This is a genomic window from Paranoxybacillus vitaminiphilus (assembly GCF_003259935.1).
GTDB classification, from domain to species: Bacteria; Bacillota; Bacilli; order Bacillales; family Anoxybacillaceae; genus Paranoxybacillus; species Paranoxybacillus vitaminiphilus.
On record NZ_QLMH01000007.1, the window covers coordinates 50,464 to 75,013 of the forward strand.

A 24,550-nucleotide genomic window follows, 5' to 3' on the forward strand; every position below is an offset into this window, starting at 1 on the left:
GCCATGCTTAAGAGAAGTATTAAATTTCCTTTGATAATGAAGTCAGGTGCAAAGGTGCGAACTATAGAAGAGTTAAGAGCAAATTTTGACTTGGAATCAGTGATGGAGCTATTTTTTGATGGCAGGTTAAAGGTATGGTTAGAACAGAGATTTTATAAAAACGAACTTGAACAATTAGAAAGAATTAAGGATATACCTATTGAAGAAGCGAAAACTATTGCAAAAAGATTATTTGAAATTTTCAACATCCCTTTTTCTGAAGACCATTTGGATGTTAATCACATAATTAAAAGAAGACAGAAGATAGAAATGTTAAAGCAATTCACAAATGAACAAATTAAAAATGTAGACCAGGTAGCAACATCGCAAGAGGAACTATGCAAGATTTTGGAGAACAGCGTGTTAAATAATGAAACAACAGTGTATTTATTGGGGGATACTTTTGAGGTCAGCGATAAATATTCACATGTTCAATACATTGGTTTAAATAATCCCAAAGTAAAATTGTTGTCTGAAGGGATTTTTAATGCAAAACAAAAAGGCATCTCTTTCGCTAATTTAGTTCTAACTTCAGATACAGATATTAAATTCAAGCCAGGTGCGAACTTTAATGTTACATATGAAGGAAAAAATATAACGTTGCAAAAAGGTGATTTTAATAATCTTATAGGAAGTATAAAGATTGATTACAGTCAGTTTGGAGATTCGGGTTTTTCTGATGGTCATAGAAATATTTTTGTATATGAAAATACGATTGTAGTTAGAAAAGGAAAATGTTTTGTTTTTTATGATTTAAATAGTGGAAAGGGGATTAATCAATTCAAATCGAATTTTTTTGGTTATGATGATATAAAAGCATTTAGAGAAAAGCATATGTTTTATATTTTAGATTATGAAAAAGTAGATGGTCCAGGTAATCGATATAAGAGTGTGTTATACATCTTTGATTTAAATAATCCATATAAAATGAAAAAACAAGAATTGGATTTAATTTGGAACGAGGGAGATGTAAATGCGTTCGGAAATATAACTATTGAAGATAATAAATTATTTATCAATGAAATTTCTAATGGTTTTCTGGGAACAGGGGATGTTAGCTATTATTCATATTCCATTAATTTAAATAACTTCAGCATTATAAGCAGTAAGTCATACAGAAAAATTAACATGAAGTTAAAAGAGCTGAGACCATTTTTAAAAAATGAAAACGATTGTTTTTCAATTTATAGACAACAACTTTATTATATTCCCTCTTACGGTGCGGGAGAATTATTTAATCCAAAATCATCTTATCCAATGTTTAAAATAGGAATGAAAAGTATTAAGATTGCATCGGATAAGATATTTGCTATTCCGTCAAAAGGGAATCAGGTAAATGTAGATGGAGGGTTATATTTCGATAATCCTTTTCGTCGAGAAAATATTGTTTTTTCTCGAGGAAATTTTTTCACTTTTTTTAACAATGATAAAAATGATAAAGATGAAGAAGGAGAAATTGCTGTTTTTGACTTGAATACAGGTAATAAGATAGCAGATTTACCAACACCTCCATTTCATTTCATGAATGTGGTTGATAGATATTTAGTGACTGCAAGAGTTGGTTCAAAAAGAGAAGATGGTACAGAAAAACCAGGAGAAATTAGTATTTGGGATACTGATACATTAGAAAAGTTAAGCACAATACATGTACCAGAATTGTTTGATAAATATATTGATATTGATATTAGTGGCGATAGAATGGCGATTCTTTGCAAGGACCAAGTGTTTGTTTATGAATCATAAGGGAGGGGGAGCAAATGCTTTTAGAACAGGTAAAAGAAAAGGTATTGCATTACGTTGATGCACAATTTCCTATTCTTTATTTAAATACATTTGAAGAAACAAAAGCTGATGAAATAATAAAGAAATCTGCTTATGGAAGAGAAATTTTAGAATGGAATGCATCAAGAGGGTTTGTTGATTTCCGAACAAAACTTCCTCTTCTGGAGGGCATGGATCGATTAGAAGTTACTTTATCGTTTTTGAATAATAATGATGAACTAAGAGGGAAAATCCTCGTAATAAAAGACGTGCATCACTTTATTGACAATCCTTATGTCATTAGCATGTTAAAAGACATTTCTCTTCGTATTCATAATGGGTTGGAAACAATAATATTTCTGGTTTCGCCAGTTTTGAAGATTCCTATTGAGTTAGAAAAGTACACAACCATTATTGAAATTGACTATACGGGTGAAAAAGAAATAAAAAGCTTGATTAAACAGTTTATAGAGGCTAATGAACTACCCGATATATCTGACTCTTTGTTAGAGGAGTTTACCACTGCCTTTAAGGGGTTGACTGAATATGAGATTATCAATATTTTATCTCTTGCCTACTCAAAAGATGGTAATCTAAATCGTAAAGATTTAGAAATTGTATATGAGCAGAAATTCCAAATGATTAAGAAGTCAGGAATTCTTGAGATGATTCCTCTAAAGGAAAGCTTCGATGAAATCGGAGGGCTTGATAATTTAAAAAAATGGCTTTCCAACAAATCCATCGTCTTTAAAAATATGAACAAGGCAATTGAATACGGAGTTGATATTCCAAAAGGAGTATTAGTTGTAGGGATGCCTGGCTGTGGAAAATCATTAAACGCTAAAGCAACAGCTCACCTTTTTGGTATTCCTTTACTTCGATTAGACATGGGAAGATTAATGGGGAAATACGTTGGAGAGTCTGAAGCGAATATGAGAAAGGCGATTAAGTTAGCGGAAGCGATTTCTCCTTGCGTTCTTTGGATTGATGAGCTTGAAAAAGCCTTTGCAGGTATCGGGAACAGCGGGAACACAGAGGTAGCCAGTCGATTGTTTGGTCATTTTTTAACATGGATGCAAGAAAAACAGAGCCCAACTTTTGTAGTCGCTACTGCAAATGATATTTCCAACTTACCACCCGAATTATTAAGAAAAGGTCGTTTTGATGAGATATTTTATGTAGATTTGCCTACAGAAGATGAAAGAAAAAAAATTTTTGAAATTCATATTGGAAAACGAAGAAAAGAAGATTTGGAGAAAATCGATGTAGCTAAACTGAGCAAAAAAACAGATGGATATAGTGGGGCAGATATTGAAGGAGTCGTAAAGGAAAGCATAGAGAAAGCGTTTGTTGCTGGTAAAGAGTATGTCACAACAGAAGATATTCTTACTGTGATAGAAAATACTCGTCCACTATCAGAACTATTAAAAGATAAGATAAAGCTCTTAGCAGAAATTTATAAAAATAATCATTTTAAACCTGCATCTGAAAAATAAGGGAGGTGCAAAGAATGAGTTATAGGGAAGACAATCAGAAGGCAGTAGAACTTATCGAGCTTATTCAAGATACTATTGAGAGTTATTCAAAAAAAGAAAAAAGTTTAACAGACGAAGCTTGGATTAAAAATGAGTTACGGAACAGCAATTTAAAGATTGATGAGAAAGAGATTGAGGCATTCAGTAAAGAAATATTAGAAACTATAGAATTGAACAATCGGAACATTGAAAGTATCGGTACAGCAATTGAAAATGGTGTTTCTAAAGAAGCGTGGTTTCAACAGAAAGTGCAGGAAGCTTCTGTTGGAATGTCGGTGAACCAAGTTGGGCAATATTTGCAAGGAATTGATAATGCAATTAACAATGCAAATGATTTAATGAATCAAGTAATCCTCAATAATGATGGTACTATTAATCGTAATCTCAACCTCGATGGTTTTATTTTTGAACAACATCACGCCAATTCCTTCAATTTAGACGTCGCATTAAAAGGTGGAGATTATAAAGCCGAGGCTTTGAAGCCAAATCCTGGGGAAACTTATAAAAGAAATTCTGTGGATTTAGTTATTAAGGATAATCAAGGTAGAATAGTAAAGAAATATCAAGCAAAGTTTTCCTCAGATTATAAAAATGCAACCATAGCCTTTAAGAAAGGGCATTATAAATTTCAAGGAAAATTGGTTGCAAAGGGTCAAGTCGAAAATGTGGCAAATAGCACAGACACGATAAGCATTAAAAACTATAAAAGCACACCTTTAAGTAAACAAGAGGGAAAAGAGCTTCAGAAACTTGCACAAAGCGGAAAACAAATAGAGGTTGATTGGAACTACTATAAATTAAAAGACTTAACGAGTTATATGACAAAAAATGTAGCATTAGCTGGTGTGCAATCAGCAGCCATTGCAGTTGGGTACGATTTAGTTTATAAATCAATGATCAATAAAAATATTGAAATAAATGAAGTGGTGGAGTTAGCGCTTAAAACAGGGGCGGATTCAGGTTTGAAGAATTCAGTAACGGTTGCTTTAAAAATAGCCTCAGAAAAAGGGCTTTTAAAAGCAATCCCACCTGGAACACCCCCAGCGATAATTGCTAATATTGCAACTGTATCCATCGAAAACGTGAAAGTTTTAAATAAAGTGGCTAATGGTGAATTGAGTGTTACTCAGGGACTTCAACAAATGGAAAGAGTAACGGTTGCTACTGTTGCTGGATTGGTAAGTGCAGAGTTAGGAACCGTAAAAGGAGCGGCATTAGGTTCATTAGCTTTAAGTTGGATACCGATTGTGGGTAGTCCAATAGGGGCTGTAATAGGGGGAATTGTTGGAGGTACAGTTGCTTACATGGCTGGTTCAACAATTGGTGGAAAGATATGTGAGACTGCCCAAAAGGTTAGGAAAACGGTCGTTGCTTCATTAAAGGCAGGAGCAAGGGCAGTTGGAACAGCGGTTAACAAAGCAAAAAATTTTGTTAAATCACTTTTTTAGTTTGAGTGAGTATTTTTCCATTATCTCTTAACCCTATAACCTGCCCTTCTATGTTATCGAAAAAAATAATTATTCCCTCGGCAAAATAACTTGTTCGCTGGGTAAAAATAAATGTTTCCTGACACGAGTGGAAATTGGGTGGAATCCCCAGTTTCACTCGTGTTTTTTTAAAATTAGGGATAAGGTTAGAAAGAGCGGATAACAATTTGGCGTTATGTCAAGAAAATGAACACGATAAACAGAAAGAAGTAGCTGTGCTTAGATACCTACTTTTCTTTGGTTAGCATAGTAAGTGGTTTCAAATTCGTACGATGCTGCATAATGAAGTGATGAATGGATTCTTTTTTAATTGTAAAAACATTCAATATGCATGGATTTTTTTGCGAAGGCTGCAGCACAAAAGGAGTTCACAGAGGCAACAAGCTTACCATGCACGTTACTCTATGTAAAGTCGTGTCTCTGAAATTATATTTTGTGAGGAAACTGACCTGTTTCGTTTTCAAATTTAGTGCTTAATTTTTATCTTGCATTTTGCTAAAGTTTTATTTTGCACTAAACACTCTCAGGTTTCATTAATTGGTTGCAATCACAGCTGCAAGGTCAAAATGAAGTAGATTTATTTACATTAAATTTTGATTTGCTACTTGAAACTATACTATTAAGAATAGTAGGAACTGATGAGTTTACTGATTTTCATGTTAAAAGAGGTAAATGGGAAGGTAAGGATAAATTCAACTTTGATCCTCAACAAACATTGTTAGACTTTGGTAATATATAAATGCAGCTTGATTTTCCGGCATATGTATAAACCTTTTTCCTCTAATCGGAACATTTTACTTATGTCGATTTTTCAACGTGAACTTATATAGATAAATTTTTGTCGAATTTATTATAAAAACAGGTTATACTTAAAGTTGTTTACAAATAAATCCATGAAAACATATAAAAAGGAGTTACTCATTGGGTCGGAACACTGTTCTCGAATCCGCAATGGAACTCCTGTGTACTCAATATTATTGTATTCAAAAGACATTGATTTTATTAATTAAATTGTAATCATACTATATTATATAAATAAATGTTAAAAAAGTCAACAATTCATTTAAAAAGGTGATTGTTATGGATAAAAGAAGCAATAATTTGGTTATAGATCCAAAGAAAACCTTGAGTGAAGGTGAGATTTTCTTTGCACAAAGATGGTGGGAACTTCTTGATGTTTCAACACACGATAATCATTATGTAAACTGTTTAAACCTACATATAGCCTTAGTTGAGTTACGGAATACATGCAAGGATATATTAGAAGGAGAAACTTATAAATGGCATTTAGATAGTGTAGTAAAAGAAACCAGAGAGATTGCAAAAAATGATCCAGTAATCCAATTGCATGCACCTCACTATTATAATATTCTTATTAAGTCTTTACAGAATACACCTCAACAAGATAAGGAAATTTACAAATTATACTTACAGTTAAATCTTATTGTTAAGTATATTGAAAGCAGATATATAAAATGGCTCATTGTCCAACTAAATAAAGAAATAAAGAATACAAATTTTTCTAAAATCGATTCATTAGTTAATTGTTTAATAAGTGAATTAATTTATAGAGGTTGGTCAATTAATACACTTTTTAACTTAATTAAAAAAGAGGATTTTTATAAAAAGAATTACTGGAGAAGTGTTTTTGTTAATTTTTTAAAGAGTAAACAAAAATATATATGTTTGATAAAAATAAATACCGAAATAAACGAAAAATTTATTGATGCTTGTTCGTATGTAGGCTTAAATATATTAGACGGTAACAATATAGTTAGAAAATATCCAATTCCTGGTTTAGAAAATGTAATTTCAAATAATTCTAAATATTATATAGAAGAAGTTGAAGCGTATGAACGAAATTCAGCTATAAACAGATACATTGAACAATTTGTTAGAAAAGAAGATATTTTGAGATTTTATGGCTATAAATCACCAAAGGTTGCTCAAAATGCTACAATTATCTCAGAAAAAGAATTGAAATTTGTAACGGGAGTTCAGATACCTAAATTTAGCAGTTCATTATCTCCAGTAGCATTAGAAAAACCGTTAGAATTTGCAAGTAAACTACCACCTGAACCTATGAATTTAATGCAAAAAGTATATAGACAGTGTAGGCAAGCAGAAGAATCACCTTCTGCGGAATCTTGTTTTTTGAATATATGGGTAGCATTAGAATCATTCACAAAAACTGATGAGTATAGTGAAAAGGAAAGTGATTTTGTTCGTATAAGGGATAACGTATCTTCTGCTGTTGCAATGGGGTATATATTTAACTTAGTAAGGTATTTTTTAGCAGATTGTAAAAGATGTCAAGTGGATTTACAAGGTATCATGACTTTATCAGACAACACACATTTAGATACTACTAAATTAGTAAAAGTATTGTTAGATAGTACAAAAAATTCTAAGCTTCTTTCAGAATGTCAAATAAAAAATACACTTTTAGGTTATAGATGTGAACAGCTAATAAATTTACTTGGAGACCCTAAAAAAGTTTCAGAAAAGATTAGAAATCATTCAAGAAGGGTTCAATGGCACTTACAAAGAATGTATAGAGTAAGAAACTCTATTGTTCACTCAGCAAATCATGACAATCAAAATCTAAACCTCTTGATTAGACATTTAAATTCTTATTTAAGGTCTACTGTCAATGGGTCTATATTTTATTTGTACAAAACAAATTCAACAAATTTTGATGAGATCTTCTATACCATGAAACAAAACTATGAGGCAACAGTAGACTTATTAAATGAAGGTAATATAAAGAGTAATATTGAAATGTATTTAAAAATCCTGATTGATGGAGCTTTGTTTTTCGATGAGAAGTAAGAAGGAACATACTGTTTACAATATGGTCCTTTCAACTTTATTTTTTGGTCTCTTAAATTACTATGCTGAACCACTCCTTCCCATGTAGATTTGGATTGCGCTTTTTTAAGTATTCGACCTGCGCCTTCAAATAAGCATTTTCCTCTTCTAAACTCGAAAAATGTTTACGATTCCATACACCACGTTGATCTTTAAACGACTCGCCATTTCGAAATTTCTTGACCCATTCTGCAATCTGTGCATCACTCTTAATTCCAAAATGTTCACGAAGTTGTCGATAAGGCCATCCCTCCTCCAATTTCAAACGAACGACTTCACGTTTAAGCTCTTCTGAATATGAGTTAAAGGTTTGTCCTTTTTTAGCCATAAAAAATCCCCTCCCAAGTAGACTCCTAAGAACATCATATCAAATGTCCTCTTTTTTTTACTGTCTACCTGTAGGGGATAATACCAGGGATGAGGTCCTATTTCTCTTTTTTCTTAGGGAACAGAGAGAAGAGGGGATAAAAGAATTAAAGTAAAAATAAAGAAGAATCAAAAATACTCTTTACAAGAATTTATTTAGATGTTATATTATACGTAGAAATTAGCAATCGAGGAAATGCATCAATCTATTGTTTGAAAGGTATTAAAAATACTTTATTTAGAAATTAGGAGGTAAAATAATGACTCGTGATAAAGCGTTGCAGTTTGTTAGCGAATTAGAAAATCAGTTTGACAAGAAAGTAATCGAAGTTGAGAAAGGATTAACAGTGGAGTTATTAAAGTTGCATGCTCTGTTTTTTGCGATGGAGAATGAAAAATATGGCGAGAAACTTACAAAACTTGCAACAAGGGAAGAGCTTAGAGATCTTCGTGGGAGTGTAAAAGAGGTCATCTACTCTTTATATAGTATGTTGGAAAACATGGAACCTTCGCTCTCAAATGTATTTCTTAACGACACATTCAAGAGTATCGATGAAGCGACTCTTTATAAATTAGTGGTCCTGATTGAACGATATGGATTGACGAAAGCGGAATATCAGAACAATCAGGCTGTAGTAGGCTTTTTCAATACATTAATTGAAGAAGTCATTGCATCTTCAAAAGGTTACGGTTACGACTTTACACCAGATGGCCTTATACAGTTAATGATCCAATCATTAAAACCGATGAAAGGTTCCGTATACGATGGAACAGCTGGAATTGCAAACATCTTGGTATCTGCTTACAAATACGCCAAAGAGCAAGGAAAAGATATTACCGTGTATGGACAAGAGATGAATAAAGAATTATATGTCATTGCCAAACTCAATTTGTTTATCAATAACATTTTACCGGAAAACGGAGATATTCAATTAGGTGATACAATCCGTGATCCAAAGTGGTTAGAAAATGGGTGCGTTATGCAATTCGACTATATTATGATGAATTTCCCATTCGGTGTAAGGGATTGGGGATATGAATTTGCCGTTAATGACCCTTATCATCGGTTTGAATTGTATGATCGGCCGCCTAAGTCACAAGGGGATTACGCCTTTATATTACATGCATTAGCGTCTCTAAAAAAAGAAGGAAAGGCTGCGTTAATTGTTCCGTTTGGAACGCTTGTAAGAGGTGCGGTGGAAGAAAGAATTCGTAAAGCCATGTTAAAAGATGATGTCATCGAAAGTATTATTTCTCTTCCAACGAATTTATTTAGCGGAACGGGGATTCAGGTGGCACTTCTTATCTTGAATAAAAATAAACCAAACCATAAAAAAGGAAGAGTGCAATTTATTAATGCTGAAGGGGATTATGAACGAACAAGAACACAAAAATACTTGAAGCCAGAACATATTCATAAAATTATTGAAACTTTAGAAGCATACGAGAATAGAGAAAGATATTCACGTATCGTTTCAATAGATGAAATTGCGGAAAATAACGGGGTTTTAAATCCAGCATTATATTTCGTTCATGTAGAACTTGACACAGAATTCGGTAAGGTCGTTTTTAATAAGAAAAAATATGAAAGTGAAGCGAAAAACCTTGTGCAGATTGGGGAAATCGCCGAAGTAATTCGGGGTGTCAATCTTCCAAGTCGTCGTCAAATAGAAAATCCAGATGGTGAGTTATTTCCTGTTATTCAAATAAGAGATATCGAAAATGGAGAAATCCAGTTTGAAAAGATTGAGAAACTTCCAATACAGACAAGGGATATACAGCGTGTTACAGCGCAACCGGGTGACATTTTAGTATCGAGCAGAGGCACGCAACAGAAAATTGCGATTGTTCCTGAATACGATGGAACGATTTTAGTATCCAATATGTTTATTATCATCCGGCTGCATTCTGATCAAGAAATCAATCCAATTTATATCAAGCGTTTCTTAGAAAGCCCAGTTGGTCAGTACTTTTTTGAAGCGCATCAAAGCGGCTCAATCGCAACCGTTTTAACTCCAAATGATATTAAATCAATCGAGCTGCCGTTGCTTCCTATTGAGAAGCAAAATGAGATGATTAAACAATTGGAGGAGGCGGATGAGTTAATCCGTAAAGCTTATGAGGAACGAAAGAAAAAATACTTTGATGCTTACGAAAAATTTGGCATCGGCGCTTTTATCCGTCAAATGACAGAGTAGGAGGCGAAAAGCTTGAAAAAGAAACATTTTATTGAATTAAGAAATAGCTTGAGAAGACGGGGATTTTGGGTAGACGTAATAAACGGAGAGTTCGTTTTGGATCAATGGTATTCTAAGTCAAACTTCTGCGAAATGCTGGATTTATTAACATCATTACAAATTAGTATAAAAATTGGGGAGCGAGGGATTCGGTTAGAACCGAATACCCTTGTTCCAAATGAAATATTCAATCGAATCGAGTGTTTTAATCGAGATGAATTGAGATTCATCCCAAGTTCTCTAACAATCCCTCAAGGATGGAGGCATAACCCGAACAATGACCTTTCCATATTAGAAATAGACTGTGGAATTGCGAGTCTAGTATTCGCGTTAAACAAAGTTGGTTTATATACTTCCATGAGTTGTGATGGTCATGGACAAATAGAACCGAAGATTTGGTTAAACGGATATTCGCACATTCAAACAATCCGAAAAATACTTATCGAAGCGAATCAAGAAGTTAGTTTTGCATATGATTGGGAGATTAATAAAGAAGGCGGTAGTAGTGTTCTTACGGCAAAAAAACGTTTATCGAATGATAATTGGGATGTGAAAAAGATTCAAGACGATGCGTTAGCGCTGTCGGAATATGTTTATAACAACTTTTCTTTTCCTTTTGATAGAATTCCTAATATTGGAGTTTTTAATAATGATGGAAGACTGTATAATTAAAACTTGGAAATAGCAAGGAGGTACATCATGCTTACAGGTGAGTTACGCAATAAAGTCGATAAAATATGGGAAACATTTTGGACAGGCGGTATTACAAATCCGCTGACGGTTATTGAGCAGTTTACATACCTTTTGTTTATTAAAGGTCTTGATGAAGTGGAAACGAAAAATGAACAAGAGGCTGCTCTGTTAGGTATTGATTTTGAACGAATCTTTCCTGAAGATAAGCAGCACTTGCGCTGGAGCAAGTTTAAAAACTTAGAAGCTACTCAAATGTACGAAATCGTTTCTAATGAAGTATTCCCATTTATTAAAAATCTTCATGACAATAAAGATTCTGCCTACGCCAAATATATGGGCGATGCGATTTTTATGATTCCTACGCCGCAAATGCTCACAAAAATTGTGGATGGTATCGATAATATTCCAATGAAAGACCGCGATACAAAAGGGGATTTATACGAATATTTATTATCAAAAATCGCAACCGCAGGCACAAACGGCCAATTCCGCACGCCGCGTCATATTATCAAGATGATGGTAGAGTTAGTAAAACCAACACCGGAAGATATTATTGTCGATCCGGCCGCCGGTTCCGCGGGGTTTTTAGTAGCGGCAGGAGAATATTTGCGCAAATATCGCAGTGACTTATTTTTAGTGCAAAGTTTAAAAGAGCATTTTAATAACGATATGTTCTACGGTTTTGATATGGACCGCACGATGCTGCGGATTGGCGCAATGAACATGATGCTCCATGGCATTGAAAATCCGAATATCGAATATCGCGATTCGTTGTCTGAGCAAAACAAAGATAAGGACAAATACACCCTTGTCCTTGCGAATCCGCCGTTTAAAGGCTCCTTGGATTACGAAGCCGTTTCAAGCGACCTGTTAAAAATTACAAAGACAAAGAAAACCGAGCTTTTATTTTTGGCGTTATTCTTACGCATCTTAAAAACGGGCGGACGCTGTGCCTGCATCGTGCCGGACGGGGTATTATTCGGAAGTTCGAAAGCACATAAAGATATTCGCAAAGAAATCGTGGAAAATCATAAATTAGAAGCGATTATTTCGATGCCAAGCGGCGTGTTTAAACCATACGCAGGCGTGTCGACGGCGATTATGATTTTTACAAAAACAGGCGTCGGCGGAACGGATCAAGTATGGTTCTATGATATGAAAGCGGATGGCTACTCATTAGACGACAAGCGCACTCCGATTGAAGAAAACGATATTCCGGACATCATTGCGCGATTCCATAACCGTGAAGCAGAAAAAGATCGGAAACGGACGGAGCAATCGTTCTTTGTGCCGGTGGAAGAAATTCGTGAAAACGACTATGACCTTTCGATTAACAAATATAAAGAAATTGAGTATGAAGAAGTGCAGTATGAAGCGCCGAGTGTGATACTTGAAAGAGTGGAAGCGTTGGAAAAGGAGATTATGAATGGTTTAGAGGAATTAAAAAAAATAATAAAGGGATAGAGTGATGCTATGTTTAGTAAATATCAGGACAAGAAAGTTTTAAGAAGTTTACAAAAAAATCCCAATTGGAAATTATTAAAATTTAGTGATGTTTTAAGAGATGAAACTAAGAATGCAAAAAAAATAAAAAAAGAAGAATACCTTGCACAAGGAAGTTATCCAATTATTGATCAGGGAAAAGACTATATTGCTGGTTTTACCAATGATAGAGAAGGTGTTTATGATAAATCTCCATTAATCATATTTGGTGATCATACGAGAATATTAAAGTATATTGATTTTCCTATATTTATAGGCGCAGATGGTGTAAAACTACTAAAAAATGTATTCTCAGAGGAAGAAGTTCTTACGAAATACATTTATTATTATCTACGCACAGTGAATATACCTGACACAGGATATAATCGTCATTTTAAATTTTTAAAAGAAGTGGTAATTCCAATCCCTAATATATACTTACAGAAACGCATTGTTTTTGTACTAGATAAAGCCCAAGAATTCATCGACAAACGAAAAGCCCAAATTGAAGCGTTAGATCAGTTAACGCAAAGTGTGTTTTTGGAGATGTTTGGAAACTTAAAAGGGGGAAAGGTACCTTTAAGTGAATTGTGTGATGTGAATCCTTCAAAAAAGGAAATCGAAAATATTGATAAAGAACTTCCAGTTACATTCTTGCCGATGGCAAATGTATCAGAAAATGGGGAGCTTGATCTTTCTGAAACTAGATTAATAAAAGAGGTTTTTGACGGCTTTACTTATTTTAGAGAAGGCGATGTTCTTTTTGCGAAGATAACTCCTTGTATGGAAAATGGAAAAGGGGCCATAGCCCGCAATTTAATAAATAATATAGGATTTGGCTCAACAGAATTTCATGTTTTAAGACCAAAAGAAAACGTCAATAGTACATGGTTATATTATTTAACGAGTTTACAATCTTTCCGAAAACAAGCTGAAGCGAATATGACTGGTAGTGCTGGTCAGAAACGTGTACCAAAGCAATTCTTTAGTAAATATAAAGTAGTTTTGCCGCCTATCGAGCTTCAAAATCAATTTGCCGAAATAGTACAAAAAATACAATCTCAAAAGGAGATAATGAAGAAAAGTTTAGAAGAACTCGAAAATAATTTTAATTCCCTCATGCAACGTGCATTTAAGGGAGAACTATTCAACGATTAATGCATGTAAAGGAAATTCATGTTGGTTTGGTCAAGGGAGGGGTGTTTGTTGTTATCCAACTTTCATTTTTTAATAGGCAAGCCTCATTATGAGAGTTTTACGAATGCGTGTTTAGAGGCGGAGAAAAGTTTGGTTGTCAGTCCGGCGACGTGCGCGATTTTGACGCGCCGCGCGCTGGAGCTTGCGGTGAAGTGGGTGTACAGCTTTGACAGCGCTTTGAAAGTTCCGTATCAAGATAATCTTTCCAGTTTGATTCATGACAACGGCTTTTTGTCCATTATTGATGAAGACTTGTTGCCATTGTTGCGTTACATTGTCAAACTGGGAAATGTCGCCGTTCATACGAACTCGATGATTACGCGGGAAGAAGCGGTTCTTTCTCTGCATAATCTTCATCAGTTTGTCTCTTGGATTGATTATTGTTATTCCGATGAATATACGGCTACTGACTTTGACGAATCATTGCTGCCAATCGGCGAGGAAAAGCGCGAGCGTCCGGAAGAATTAAAGGACTTATACGAACGGTTAAGCTCGAAAGACAAGCGTCTTGAGGAAATGATGAAAGAAAACGAACAGCTCCGCGCTCTTCTCACCGCCAAACGGGAAGCGAATACAAAAGAGTACCACTTCCAAGTCGATGAACTGAGCGAATGGGAAACAAGAAAGAAATATATTGATTTAGATTTGAAGCTTGCTGGTTGGGAATTTAAAAAGGACGTTGTTGTGGAATATCCTGTCGTTGGTATGCCGAATCAGGAAGGAGTCGGCTATGTCGATTACGTCCTTTTTGGCGATAACGGTAAGCCGCTTGCGGTTATCGAAGCGAAACGGACAACCGCTGATCCGAACAAAGGAAAGCAGCAAGCCAAACTATATGCCGACTGTATTGAAAAAATGCACGGCCAACGTCCGATTATTTTTTACACAAACGGTTTTGAAACGTATATTTGGGACGACCTTAACTATCCGGCGCGGAGAGTTTCCGGCTTTTACAATAAGGAAGAATTAAGTTTGCTTATAGACCGCCGCATGATGAAGCGGCCGCTAAAAAATGTGCAAATCAATGACAATATTACAAACCGCTATTACCAAAAAGAAGCGGTTTTAGCTGTATGTGACGCGCTCGGGAACAAACGGCGCAAAGCATTGCTTGTCATGGCGACGGGGAGCGGCAAAACCCGGACGGCGATTTCGCTTGTCGATGTTCTCACTCGCCACAATTGGGTAAAAAATATTTTGTTTTTAGCAGACCGCAAAACGCTGGTAACGCAAGCCAAAAACAGCTTTAGCCATTTGCTGCCGAACTTGACGCTTTGCAATTTGCTCGATAACAAAGACAATCCAGAGGAAAGCCGCATGGTGTTTTCGACGTACCCGACAATGATGAACGCGATTGACGAAGCGAAACGAAAAGACGGCAAACGCCTCTTTACCGTCGGGCATTTTGATTTAATTATCGTCGATGAATCCCACCGCAGTATTTATAAGAAATACCGGGCAATTTTTGACTATTTTGATGCGATATTGCTTGGGCTTACCGCCACACCAAAAGATGAAATTGACCGCAATACATATGAAGTATTCGATTTAGAAAACGGTGTGCCGACCTATGCCTATGAGCTGGATCAAGCCGTTCAGGACGGCTATTTAGTCGATTATCGGACGATTGAAACAAAATTAAAGTTTCTCGAAGAAGGCATTCATTACGATGAGTTATCTGATGAAGAAAAAGAACGATATGAAGAAACATTTGATGATGAAGTAGGCGAGGATATTGACAGTGCCGCGTTAAATGAATGGCTGTTTAATGACGATACGATTGATACGGTACTGAGAGATTTAATGGAAAAAGGGATTCGCGTCGAAGGCGGGGACAAACTCGGCAAAACGATTATTTTTGCGAAAAATCATCGTCATGCGGAACGGATTGTGGAGCGCTTTGATCAATTGTTTCCTGAATACAAGGGCGGCTTTGCACGGGTCATTGATTACAGCGTGAACTACTACCAAACATTAATCGATGATTTTTCCGACCGTAACAAATGGCCGCAAATTGCGGTATCGGTCGATATGCTCGATACTGGAGTGGATATTCCGGAAGTCGTCAACCTTGTGTTCTTTAAAAAGGTACGCTCCAAATCAAAGTTTTGGCAAATGATTGGGCGCGGAACCCGCTTATGCAAAGACTTGTTCGGAGTCGGGCAAGATAAAACGCATTTCCTTATTTTTGATTATTGCGGCAACTTCGAGTTTTTCCGTGAAAATCCAAAAGGAATCGAAGGAAAAGCGGTGGAAAGCTTAACGGAGCGTCTATTTAACGCCAAAGTCGATATCATTAAGGAGCTTCAGCATTTACAGTACCAAGAAGAAGAGTATATTGCCTATCGCAATGAATTGATTGATGAGGTGCTAGCGGAAATCAATAAGTTAAACGAAGAAAACTTCCGCGTACGCCAACATATTCAATACGTACACAAGTTTAAAAATCGGGCGAAATGGGATTCCTTAACGGCGATGGATGTCAATGAAATCAAAGAACACATTTCACCGCTGATTGTTCCGCTAAACGATGATGAATTGGCGAAACGTTTTGATTTGCTTATGTACACGATTGAGCTGGCGAAGCTGCAAACGAAAAATGCCACAAAGCCGATTCGCAGTGTGATTCGCACCGCAGAGGCGTTATCTAAGCTCGGTTCCATTCCTCAAGTGATGGAACAAAAATATATCATCGAAAAGGTGCAGACGGAAGAGTTTTGGAGCGAAGCCGATATTTTCGAATTGGAAGCCGTTCGCGAAGCGTTGCGTGACTTAGTCAAATTCCTTGAAAAAGAAACGCAAAAAATTTACTATACGAACTTTAAAGACCAAGTTTTAGAGGTCAAAGAAAATGGTCCGATGTTTAATGTCAATGATCTGAAAAATTATCGGAAAAAGGTTGAACATTATCTGCACGAACACCGCGACCAGATGGCCATTTACAAGTTGCGAAATAATAAAAAGCTAACCGTCCAAGACTTAAAAACGTTGGAGCATATTCTTTGGAATGAGCTTGGTACACAGGAAGATTATAAAAGAGAATTCGGAGACACACCGATTACAAAACTCGTCCGCCAAATCGTCGGCCTTGACCCGCAGGCAGCCAACGAAGCGTTTTCTGAATTTTTATCAAGCGAGCGGTTGAACATCCAACAAAGCCGTTTTGTCAAATTGATCGTCGATTACTTTGTGAAAAACGGGGTCATGGATAAAAAAGTATTGCAGGAAGAACCATTTAAAACCGTCGGCAGCATTGTTGAACTCTTTAAAGACAACATGGACGACGCGCGGAGGATCATTCACATTATCGATGAGATTAACAGAAATTCAGAAGATATTGTCGGGGCTTAGCTAGCGAAAGCGTTCTTGTAGCATCTAATTATTAGTCATTCAGAATATATTTTGTTTTTTCTTCGTTGCTAAGGCATCTTTGAGGTTGAAGCATCTCAAAGGTGCCTTGTTTTGTAATGCGAATAATAGAGAGATATTAGAGGTTTATGAAAAATCATTTTACTCTTATCAAACGAGTATATGTTTATGTTTGCGGTAAAAAGAAAAAGCCTTAAATGCCAAGGCTGAGTGCTGACGAGTGTTGGATATTCATCATAAGTTCTATTGTCTAATATACGACCAGTTCTGTGCTTTTGAACTCCCCCATTGTTTAACATGTTCCCCGAGAAGTCTCCTAATCTCTAAGCGAAGGTGAGAGGTTCAAAATAGTTTGCTTTTCATTTTATAGAGTTCACGCTCATTCATAGTCGTTTTATGGAATGTAAAATCAACGTCGAGCTTAAGGTTGTCCAGCTGTTCGGTAATCTGTTGGTGGTGAGAATCTACTTTTTCATTAAGTTCTTGAAGATCTTGCTTGAGAGCGGTTATTTCACCGTGGATTTTGTGAACATCCATAGAAAGAGCTTCTAATTTAGCATCTGTTTCTTCTTGCCGGTGCAGAATGGCAGTAACGAGCTGGTTCAGTTCCTGTTGTCCGGCTTTTAAGGACTGATGTTCGAGTTCGAGCCGTTTCTGCCCGTCGATTAAAGCTTTTTGTTCCCGTTCTAATTGCTTTTGTCCGATTTCAAAATTACCTAATTTTACTTCAATACTATTTAATTTATCGAGTATTTGTTGGAGCAGCAGCTGTTCACTCATCAAAATCCTCCTTTCAATTGCGGCAGTTTAAACAGGAGTGCTGACTGCACAGTTTTCCGTTTTCAAAGAGCAGTCTTATACAAGTTAGTTTTATTTTAGCACATATGTTCGTTTTGTGCAAATTCTTGCGTAAAAATGTACTTGATTTTTTATAGAAGTGCTCTAAAGAACGTTTAAATGATAATAAAAGTAAAATTAACAATAAGTGTTAACGCACTTTTCACAAAATCAATTGTTTGTCAACTACATTTTTGGCGATGAACATAAAAAATACAATTTCTTAAAAATGAATGAAAATATGACATTTTTATGTCTAATTTGTATTTCTTATACATTCATTATTTAATACAATTTATGATATAGGTATATTTTAATAGTTCTATGGGAGGGGATGTTTCTGAGAAGCTTGAAGTATAAAATGATGATTGTCTTTTCTGTTATCATACTTATTGCCGAGCTGATTTTAAGTTATATCATTTTTCAATCATCATCGAATCTTGTTATTCGTTCTATTAGCGAACAGGCGAGAACGATTGGTGAATATGCGGTAAGCATGATCGATATAGAGAAATACCGTGATATTCGTCCTGAAAGCGGAAAAACCGATTATTACTATGAATTGCGCCGACAATTAAATGAAATTCGCGAGGCAAACGGATTAAAGTATCTTTATACAATGGCTCGTGAAAAATCGGGAGAAACATATAAGTATTATTATGTGGTCGATGGAATGCCGCTTGAGTCCGAAGATGCTTCCGATCTTGGAGATGTAGAAGAAGAAGAGTTTCCGAAAATGATAGAGGCGTTTAATACAGGAAAAACGGCGGAAGGGGAGCTGTCAGATACGGAAGAATACGGTGCTTTATTAACCGTTTATGTACCGATTAAAGATCGGTCAGGTGAGCTTTTAGGAATTTTAGGTGTTGATTATGATGCGACGGCGATTTATGAACTTTTGCAAAAAAACAAGCGCAACATGCTTATTTTAACGGTCGCGATTTTACTTGTGAGTTTATTTGTCATTTATTTGTTCTCAAGAATTTTGACAAAGCCGCTTATTATATTAACGAAACAAGTGGAAAAAGTAAGCAATGGAGATTTAACAGCTGCGTTTAATACGAATCGAAAAGATGAAATAGGGAAATTGGCGGCAGCGTTTGCGCGGATGGTCAAAGATTTAAATCAAATTATTTCGGAAATTCACATGACAACGGTACAGTTAAACGAATCATCGCAGCAATTAGTAAAAAGCGCTGATATTACGCAACAAGTTGCAGAGCAAATTGCCGTTTCCATGTCTGAAACGGCAAGAGGAACAGCGAAACAAACAGAAGAAGCAACCGTTATTTTGCGCATGATGGAAGATGCAATGAGGAGACTGAATAAAGGTTCAGAAGAGGTAGAAGAAACTGTGCAGGATGCGGTGACGGCAACGAAACATGCCAAAGAAGGACAACAGGCTATGCAAGAAGCGATTGAACATTTAGGCGAAGTCACCGACACCGTCACCTATGCAACCGATGCGATTCAAAACTTGGCGAAAAGATCGGATGAGGTCGGAGGAATCATCACGGTTATTTCCAATATTGCGAATCAGACGAATTTACTTGCTTTAAATGCGGCCATCGAAGCAGCGCGGGCAGGGGAAAGCGGAAAAGGTTTTGCCATAGTAGCTGATGAGATTCGCAAATTGGCCGAACAATCGAAAACAGCGGCACAAGATATTATCCGGCTGATTGAAGATATCCAGCTCGAAACATCTGTGACCGTTAAAACAATGGAAAGCAATCTTGAAGCGGTAAAAGGGCAAGTAAATATTATTCAAAAAGGCGGAGAAGCGCTTAAAGCCATTGTTGAAAAAGTCCAACAGACAGAAGAAGATACAAAAAATATGAAAGCTTTGTTCCAGTCGTTAAATGATGATGTGGCACAAGTGTTGCATGCCATTGAACAAATTTCGTCAGTCATTCAAGAAACATCTGCGATTGCTGAAGCAGTATCGTCTTCTACAGATGAACAGTCCGATGCAGTAAATAATATTATGAAAAATGCAACTGAATTGGCGCAACTTTCTGAACAGTTACGCTTACAAGTTTCTAATTTTAAAATCAAAGAAGAGTAGCAGAGAGGGTTTTTCGCGATGGAGAATGAAAGCAATGTGTATCAACGGTTGGCTGAACAGCCGGAAATATTGTATCGCATCATCAAAAAATTGCCGACGATTGCCATTGTATTAGATGAAAATCAACATGTACTCGTATGGAACAAACAAGCTGAAAAGGAATTTGGCTGGATGGAAGAAGAAGTTTTACAGAGGCCGGTCCCGATTGTTTCAGGAGAAAGTGAAAAGCAATATGCACGGTTATTAGACAAAGTAAAAAAGACAAGAGAAGTCATTGAAGATCAAGAAATGATCTGTCAGCGAAAGGACGGCTCTTTTGTTTATGTAAGCGTATCGCTCGCTGAAGCAAACGACAAGCAAGGTTCGGTAATATATGTTTGCAGCATGACGAATATAACCAAACGGAAGCAGGACGAAATAGAGAGTCAGCGGCAACTAAAACTTGCGAAAAAGATTCAACAGAGCGTACTTGCTCAGCCTGTTTGCAATAAACAAATTGCTATTGATTCGCTTTACATTCCGTCTCAAGAACTGTCAGGGGATATGTATACATTTTATCAAATGGATGAGCACCGATACGGGCTTATTGTCATTGATGTGATGGGTCATGGATTATCTTCAGCGCTTGTAAGCATGTCTCTCCGCTCTTTGTTGCGCGGGTTGATTGTGCGGGCTAGAGATCCAATCGTTGTGTTCGATGAGTTAAAAAAACATATGAAAAACTTGTTTTCAGAAAGCGATGGGGACCTGCCTCACCATTTTTCTGCTATATATTTAGTGATCGATACGAAGCATAGAACCATTGAATATATTAATGCCGGGCATCCGCCGGCGATGCTGCTTGAAGATGAAGCGCAAGCCGCTGTTTATTTAGAAGAAGGAGGATTTGTTGTCGGTTCGGCTGTTGATGTTCCTTTTACAAAAGGGAAAATCTCTTATTCGAAGCGGGCGCGAATTATTATGTATACCGATGGATTGCTGGATTCATTATCCCCATCGGTTACTGCGAATTTAGAAAAACTGGAACGACTCATGAAAAAGTATCATCATTGTGAAAATGAATTTTTCATTCAGCAACTGAAACATGAAATTCAAACCGCTGCAACCATTTCTGATGATATCTGTCTTGTAGCAGTTACACTTCTGAATGAATAACGGGAGTCATTCAATGATGTATGAATTAACGATAACGTTTCCAGCAAAAATAGAGTCGATTGAGTTTTGCGATCAAATATGTGAGCAGACATTTTCGTTCTTTGCTCTTGAAATGAAGAATGAACTAAAACTGGCTGTGCACGAGGCAGTTATTAATTCGGTACAGGCTACATGTTCAAAATATACCGATATCGAAAACATGCCTATTAAACTGATGATTCGTATTTATGAAAATGATCGGATAGAAGTGTTTGTTTATGATCATGCCGGAGGAATTCCGGATGATGTGTTAGCGCAGTTGCTTGAAAAGAAGTTTGAAGAAGTTTTATGGGAAGAATCAGGAAGAGGATTATTACTCATCCAAACGCTTATGGATAAAGTTTCGTTTGAGCGAATCGATGAGCAAATATTTTTATTAAAGTTCACAAAAAAGTTTTCCAATTAACGTTCATCGATGTTTTTAAGGGGAGTTAAAAAATGGAAAAATTAATCAAAAATAAGCATCATAACCCGACTATTGAGATAAGCTATGAGAAGAAAGAAAACTATACGAAAATCTATTTAAAAGGAAAGCTTGTATACGGAAATCAGCAGATGGCCAAAGATAAGCTTCGTGCTATATTTGAAGAAAACAAAAAAAGCAAACATTATGTGTTTGACATGAATGAGATGGAATTTATTGATAGTACAGGTTTAGCGCTGCTCATTTATTTTTTTAAAATGGTACAGCAACACGATGGCACGATGACGTTAGTCGTCAATAATCCGGTTATTCAAAGGATCATTAAAATTGCTAAGCTCGATTTAGTTATGGCCATTGTAAAAGATGAAAAAGAGATAAATGAGCAATGTTGAAAGGAGCATTAGGCAAGCAATAAGAGGACTTTTTTCTTTGGAAAATTTTCTTTGGAAAATCTGCTTTCCAAGAAAGAAAGTCCTCTAGAATTTTTTCCGAGGCTGAACATTTCAGCTTTCCTTGTTCTGCGGCTTTTGCTTATCTTCTCCTTTAATAATTTCCCATATTTTTCGAAGCTGTTCGCGCTGTTCTTCAGGAGCTTCTTTCAGTTCTTTAAGAAATAAATCAAGTGAAGGATCGGCAGTTTTTTCAGGGGTGCTTTCCTTATCTCTTGTCCCATGTGGATTAGCGGTGCGCCCAAGGAGATAGTCGGCAGATACACCGTAATAATCAGCGAATTCTTTAATCATCTCAGGATCAGGGCTGCTTGCACCTGACTCATAGCGATGGATTTGATATTTGGTAAGACCGAAAATTTTCCCGGCCCGCTCTTGGGTAAGGTTATGCTCTTCTCTTAATTTTTTCAAACGATGACCAAGTGTACTCATGATTCGCGTAACTCCCTCGTATTTCTAGAAAAATCATATCATAATTGCTAAAAATGCAAAATAAAATTGCGAAAAATGAAAAAAAGTGTTTGACATTGCGAAAAATGAAATTTATAATCGAGGTAAAAGTTGTAAAAATTGCAACAAAGAGGTGAAATAGTGGTGAAAGTAAATCTCGCTCAAGTAAGAAAACTTAGAAAAGACAAAGGATTATCACAAGAAGATGTCGCAAAAATGCTGGGGTTTAATACGGTCTATCCTTATCACCGGAAAGAAAGCGGTCAACAATCGTTTACGGCAGAGGAACTTATGAAATTAGCCCAAATGTATAAAGTATCTTATGAAAATTTTTTTATTTTTGATATTGCAGAAAATGAAACAGATTAAGAAAGGGATGGCTTAGAGAGGTAAGCAGATAACCTTATTTATATCATTTTAGACAAGTACATAAAGAGAATTTCAGGAAAAGTTAGAAGAATGGAAAGAGGTTTGTTTCGAAGCAATAAAGGGATGTTCATCAACGCGGATGTTAATGGCGCGTATCAGCTCGTGAAGAAAGTATCTCCGGACGCTTTTGCGAATGGAGTAGAGGGGGTTGCACCCTGTTAAGCTGAATGTATCTTAGCAAAGGATAATATTAATAAAAACATTATTCATAACCTAAATCGATATCTGTATTTGTTGACACGCAGCAACGGAAAATATGGGGCTTGAACGAAGGTGATATGGTGAAGTATGTAATATCACAGATTGAACAAGAGCTGGAACGAAAAGAAATTTCCAAGTTTTATTTAGCCCGGATGTTGAATCTTACGGTAGCATGTATTAATGAATGCTTTCGCGGCACAAGAAAATTTCATTTTCGCGATTTTTTGCGCATCGTTCATCTTTTATTTGATGATAAAAGGCAGCAGCATCGATTGATTGCGGAGTATTGTTTAAGCTCTGAAAATAAAGAGGATGTTAGGGAAGCGATGGAATGGGCTTCAAATAATGGATTTTATGAACTGTTATTTCGCTTAATCGATATATATCCAAGTAATTTTAGTGACTTATATTCTCTCTTGTTAAAACGTAATCAAGGTCAATTATCTCCTATTCAATTTTACAATGAGTTAGAAATGATTAAGTTTAAAATGGGAAAAGAGATTGAGATACCGGAAACTCAAGTTTTAATAAAAATTTTATCAATGTATAGCTTTCTTGATTTACACTCTTATTCATTGATTTTGCCCATTGCCGATCATGCTTTAAATCTATCGAAACAAATAATGAATTACTATATAAGAGAATCGTATATGATGCGAATAAAAGAAATCATGGCAATTCACTATATGAAACAGCTGCAGCTGGAAAACGCCGTTCGAATCGCAAGAGAAATAATAAACATATCAAACTTCGATAATTTTCCGTTATCAGTGAATTTTATGTTATGTTTGTTAGCTGAAATGTATGTTTACAGTGATTATCATAAAAGCATTTATTATATTGAGAAAGCGATCGAACATTTCAATCGCTTAGAACTGTCAGAGAACTTTATGAATCGTAAACATATGCTTTTGGCGGTACATGATTTTATAAAAATAACGAATGGAGTATATCAAAATCTATATTTGCTGGGGGAAACGGAGCAGGCCTATTATCTATCTGTGCAGCCGGATAAAGAATCTAAGGAAAGAGCGTTATAATATATTTTAGAAGAAATAGCAAAAGAAAAAGGTAAACTTTCTCCGTTTCAAATTTATTTTAAGGCGCTTGCCTCAAACGATATACGATTGATGAAATTTGCAGAAGAAGAGTTTTTGAAAAGCGGGGATTTATTTCATGCTCAATTGCCAAGAAAATATTTAACATGGTTCTGAAAAAGTTTTTCGCAACACATGGAAACATATGTTAAAAGCTGACATATATTAAAATGATTCAATGTAAGCGCTTCTTTTGTTAAATTTAGTTGGCATCACTCATCATTTACAACTGCTTCTATGCTTTAAATAAAGATAAGTTATTTTTAAATATTATATTAATACAATTAACAAAAAAATACATTGTTTTATAACAGTATTTGCTTTATAATTCGAAATAACTAAAAAATTTCAACAAAGGAGAGGGCTT

The 24,550-nt window shown here is 35.8% G+C and carries 18 protein-coding genes and 1 pseudogene; 16 read left to right on the plus strand and 3 right to left on the minus strand.

The features are described from left to right. The first annotated feature begins 3 nt into the window (after positions 1 to 3). The 5 genes from B0I26_RS09825 to B0I26_RS09845 all read left to right on the plus strand — a co-directional run bounded on the left by B0I26_RS09825 (position 4) and on the right by B0I26_RS09845 (position 7,654). On the plus strand, positions 4 to 1,782 hold the full coding sequence (locus B0I26_RS09825) for a hypothetical protein (RefSeq protein ID WP_111645276.1): 1,779 nt from the start codon (positions 4 to 6) through the stop codon (positions 1,780 to 1,782). 14 nt (positions 1,783 to 1,796) lie between these two features. After that, positions 1,797 to 3,296, plus strand: a complete 1,500-nt coding sequence (locus B0I26_RS09830; RefSeq protein ID WP_111645277.1) for an AAA family ATPase — start codon at positions 1,797 to 1,799, stop codon at positions 3,294 to 3,296. Positions 3,297 to 3,310: 14 nt separating this feature from the next. Further along, complete coding sequence (locus tag B0I26_RS09835) at positions 3,311 to 4,783, plus strand: hypothetical protein (protein ID WP_111645278.1); 1,473 nt, start codon at positions 3,311 to 3,313, stop codon at positions 4,781 to 4,783. A gap of 580 nt (positions 4,784 to 5,363) precedes the next feature. After that, on the plus strand, positions 5,364 to 5,561 hold the full coding sequence (locus B0I26_RS09840) for a hypothetical protein (protein ID WP_240672282.1): 198 nt from the start codon (positions 5,364 to 5,366) through the stop codon (positions 5,559 to 5,561). Positions 5,562 to 5,902: 341 nt separating this feature from the next. Next, positions 5,903 to 7,654, plus strand: coding sequence for a hypothetical protein (locus B0I26_RS09845; protein WP_111645279.1), 1,752 nt, complete (start codon positions 5,903 to 5,905; stop codon positions 7,652 to 7,654). A gap of 68 nt (positions 7,655 to 7,722) precedes the next feature. Here B0I26_RS09845 and B0I26_RS09850 read toward each other — a convergent pair. After that, positions 7,723 to 8,021: pseudogene (locus B0I26_RS09850) on the minus strand (transposase); the annotation flags it as partial. 298 nt (positions 8,022 to 8,319) lie between these two features. Between B0I26_RS09850 and B0I26_RS09855 the strand changes: the two are divergent. From B0I26_RS09855 to B0I26_RS09875, 5 genes are read left to right on the plus strand one after another with little or no spacing between them, the layout of a single operon-like run. Beyond that, positions 8,320 to 10,257 (plus strand): N-6 DNA methylase, encoded by a 1,938-nt coding sequence (locus B0I26_RS09855; RefSeq protein WP_111645280.1) that lies wholly within the window; start codon positions 8,320 to 8,322, stop codon positions 10,255 to 10,257. A 12-nt stretch (positions 10,258 to 10,269) separates the two neighbouring features. Beyond that, the gene (locus B0I26_RS09860; protein WP_245934755.1) at positions 10,270 to 10,968 is read left to right on the plus strand and encodes a hypothetical protein; all 699 of its coding nucleotides are present in this window, start codon (positions 10,270 to 10,272) and stop codon (positions 10,966 to 10,968) included. 27 nt (positions 10,969 to 10,995) lie between these two features. Next, the gene (locus B0I26_RS09865) at positions 10,996 to 12,453 is read left to right on the plus strand and encodes a type I restriction-modification system subunit M (protein WP_111645281.1); all 1,458 of its coding nucleotides are present in this window, start codon (positions 10,996 to 10,998) and stop codon (positions 12,451 to 12,453) included. Between the two features lie 9 nt (positions 12,454 to 12,462). Beyond that, positions 12,463 to 13,629, plus strand: a complete 1,167-nt coding sequence (locus tag B0I26_RS09870) for a restriction endonuclease subunit S (RefSeq protein WP_111645282.1) — start codon at positions 12,463 to 12,465, stop codon at positions 13,627 to 13,629. A 48-nt stretch (positions 13,630 to 13,677) separates the two neighbouring features. Continuing rightward, positions 13,678 to 17,019: a DEAD/DEAH box helicase family protein gene (locus B0I26_RS09875; protein ID WP_111645283.1), complete on the plus strand. Its 3,342-nt coding sequence runs from the start codon at positions 13,678 to 13,680 to the stop codon at positions 17,017 to 17,019. Between the two features lie 360 nt (positions 17,020 to 17,379). On the opposite strand, the gene B0I26_RS09885 is transcribed toward B0I26_RS09875, so the two are convergent. Continuing rightward, the gene (locus tag B0I26_RS09885) at positions 17,380 to 17,817 is read right to left on the minus strand and encodes a hypothetical protein (protein ID WP_111645285.1); all 438 of its coding nucleotides are present in this window, start codon (positions 17,815 to 17,817) and stop codon (positions 17,380 to 17,382) included. Positions 17,818 to 18,208: 391 nt separating this feature from the next. Here B0I26_RS09885 and B0I26_RS09890 point away from each other — a divergent pair, with 391 nt between their 5' ends. The 4 genes from B0I26_RS09890 to B0I26_RS09905 are packed head-to-tail and all read left to right on the plus strand — an operon-like array spanning position 18,209 to position 21,949. Continuing rightward, positions 18,209 to 19,939, plus strand: a complete 1,731-nt coding sequence (locus B0I26_RS09890; protein WP_111645286.1) for a methyl-accepting chemotaxis protein — start codon at positions 18,209 to 18,211, stop codon at positions 19,937 to 19,939. A gap of 18 nt (positions 19,940 to 19,957) precedes the next feature. Next, positions 19,958 to 21,094, plus strand: a complete 1,137-nt coding sequence (locus tag B0I26_RS09895) for a SpoIIE family protein phosphatase (protein WP_111645287.1) — start codon at positions 19,958 to 19,960, stop codon at positions 21,092 to 21,094. Positions 21,095 to 21,107: 13 nt separating this feature from the next. Next, on the plus strand, positions 21,108 to 21,539 hold the full coding sequence (locus B0I26_RS09900) for an ATP-binding protein (protein WP_181502826.1): 432 nt from the start codon (positions 21,108 to 21,110) through the stop codon (positions 21,537 to 21,539). A 32-nt stretch (positions 21,540 to 21,571) separates the two neighbouring features. Beyond that, a complete protein-coding gene (locus tag B0I26_RS09905; RefSeq protein WP_111645289.1) occupies positions 21,572 to 21,949 on the plus strand; it encodes an STAS domain-containing protein in 378 nt (125 codons plus the stop codon). 111 nt (positions 21,950 to 22,060) lie between these two features. Here B0I26_RS09905 and B0I26_RS09910 read toward each other — a convergent pair whose 3' ends face one another. Next, the gene (locus tag B0I26_RS09910; protein WP_111645290.1) at positions 22,061 to 22,438 is read right to left on the minus strand and encodes a helix-turn-helix domain-containing protein; all 378 of its coding nucleotides are present in this window, start codon (positions 22,436 to 22,438) and stop codon (positions 22,061 to 22,063) included. A 159-nt stretch (positions 22,439 to 22,597) separates the two neighbouring features. Between B0I26_RS09910 and B0I26_RS09915 the strand changes: the two genes are divergently transcribed. After that, entirely contained in the window at positions 22,598 to 22,825 is a 228-nt protein-coding gene (locus B0I26_RS09915; RefSeq protein WP_220084972.1) for a helix-turn-helix transcriptional regulator, read from the plus strand. 338 nt (positions 22,826 to 23,163) lie between these two features. After that, positions 23,164 to 24,126 carry an AimR family lysis-lysogeny pheromone receptor gene (locus tag B0I26_RS09925; protein ID WP_220084973.1) on the plus strand — a complete coding sequence of 321 codons (963 nt, stop codon included), beginning with the start codon at positions 23,164 to 23,166 and terminating at the stop codon, positions 24,124 to 24,126. Positions 24,127 to 24,550 lie beyond the last annotated feature (424 nt).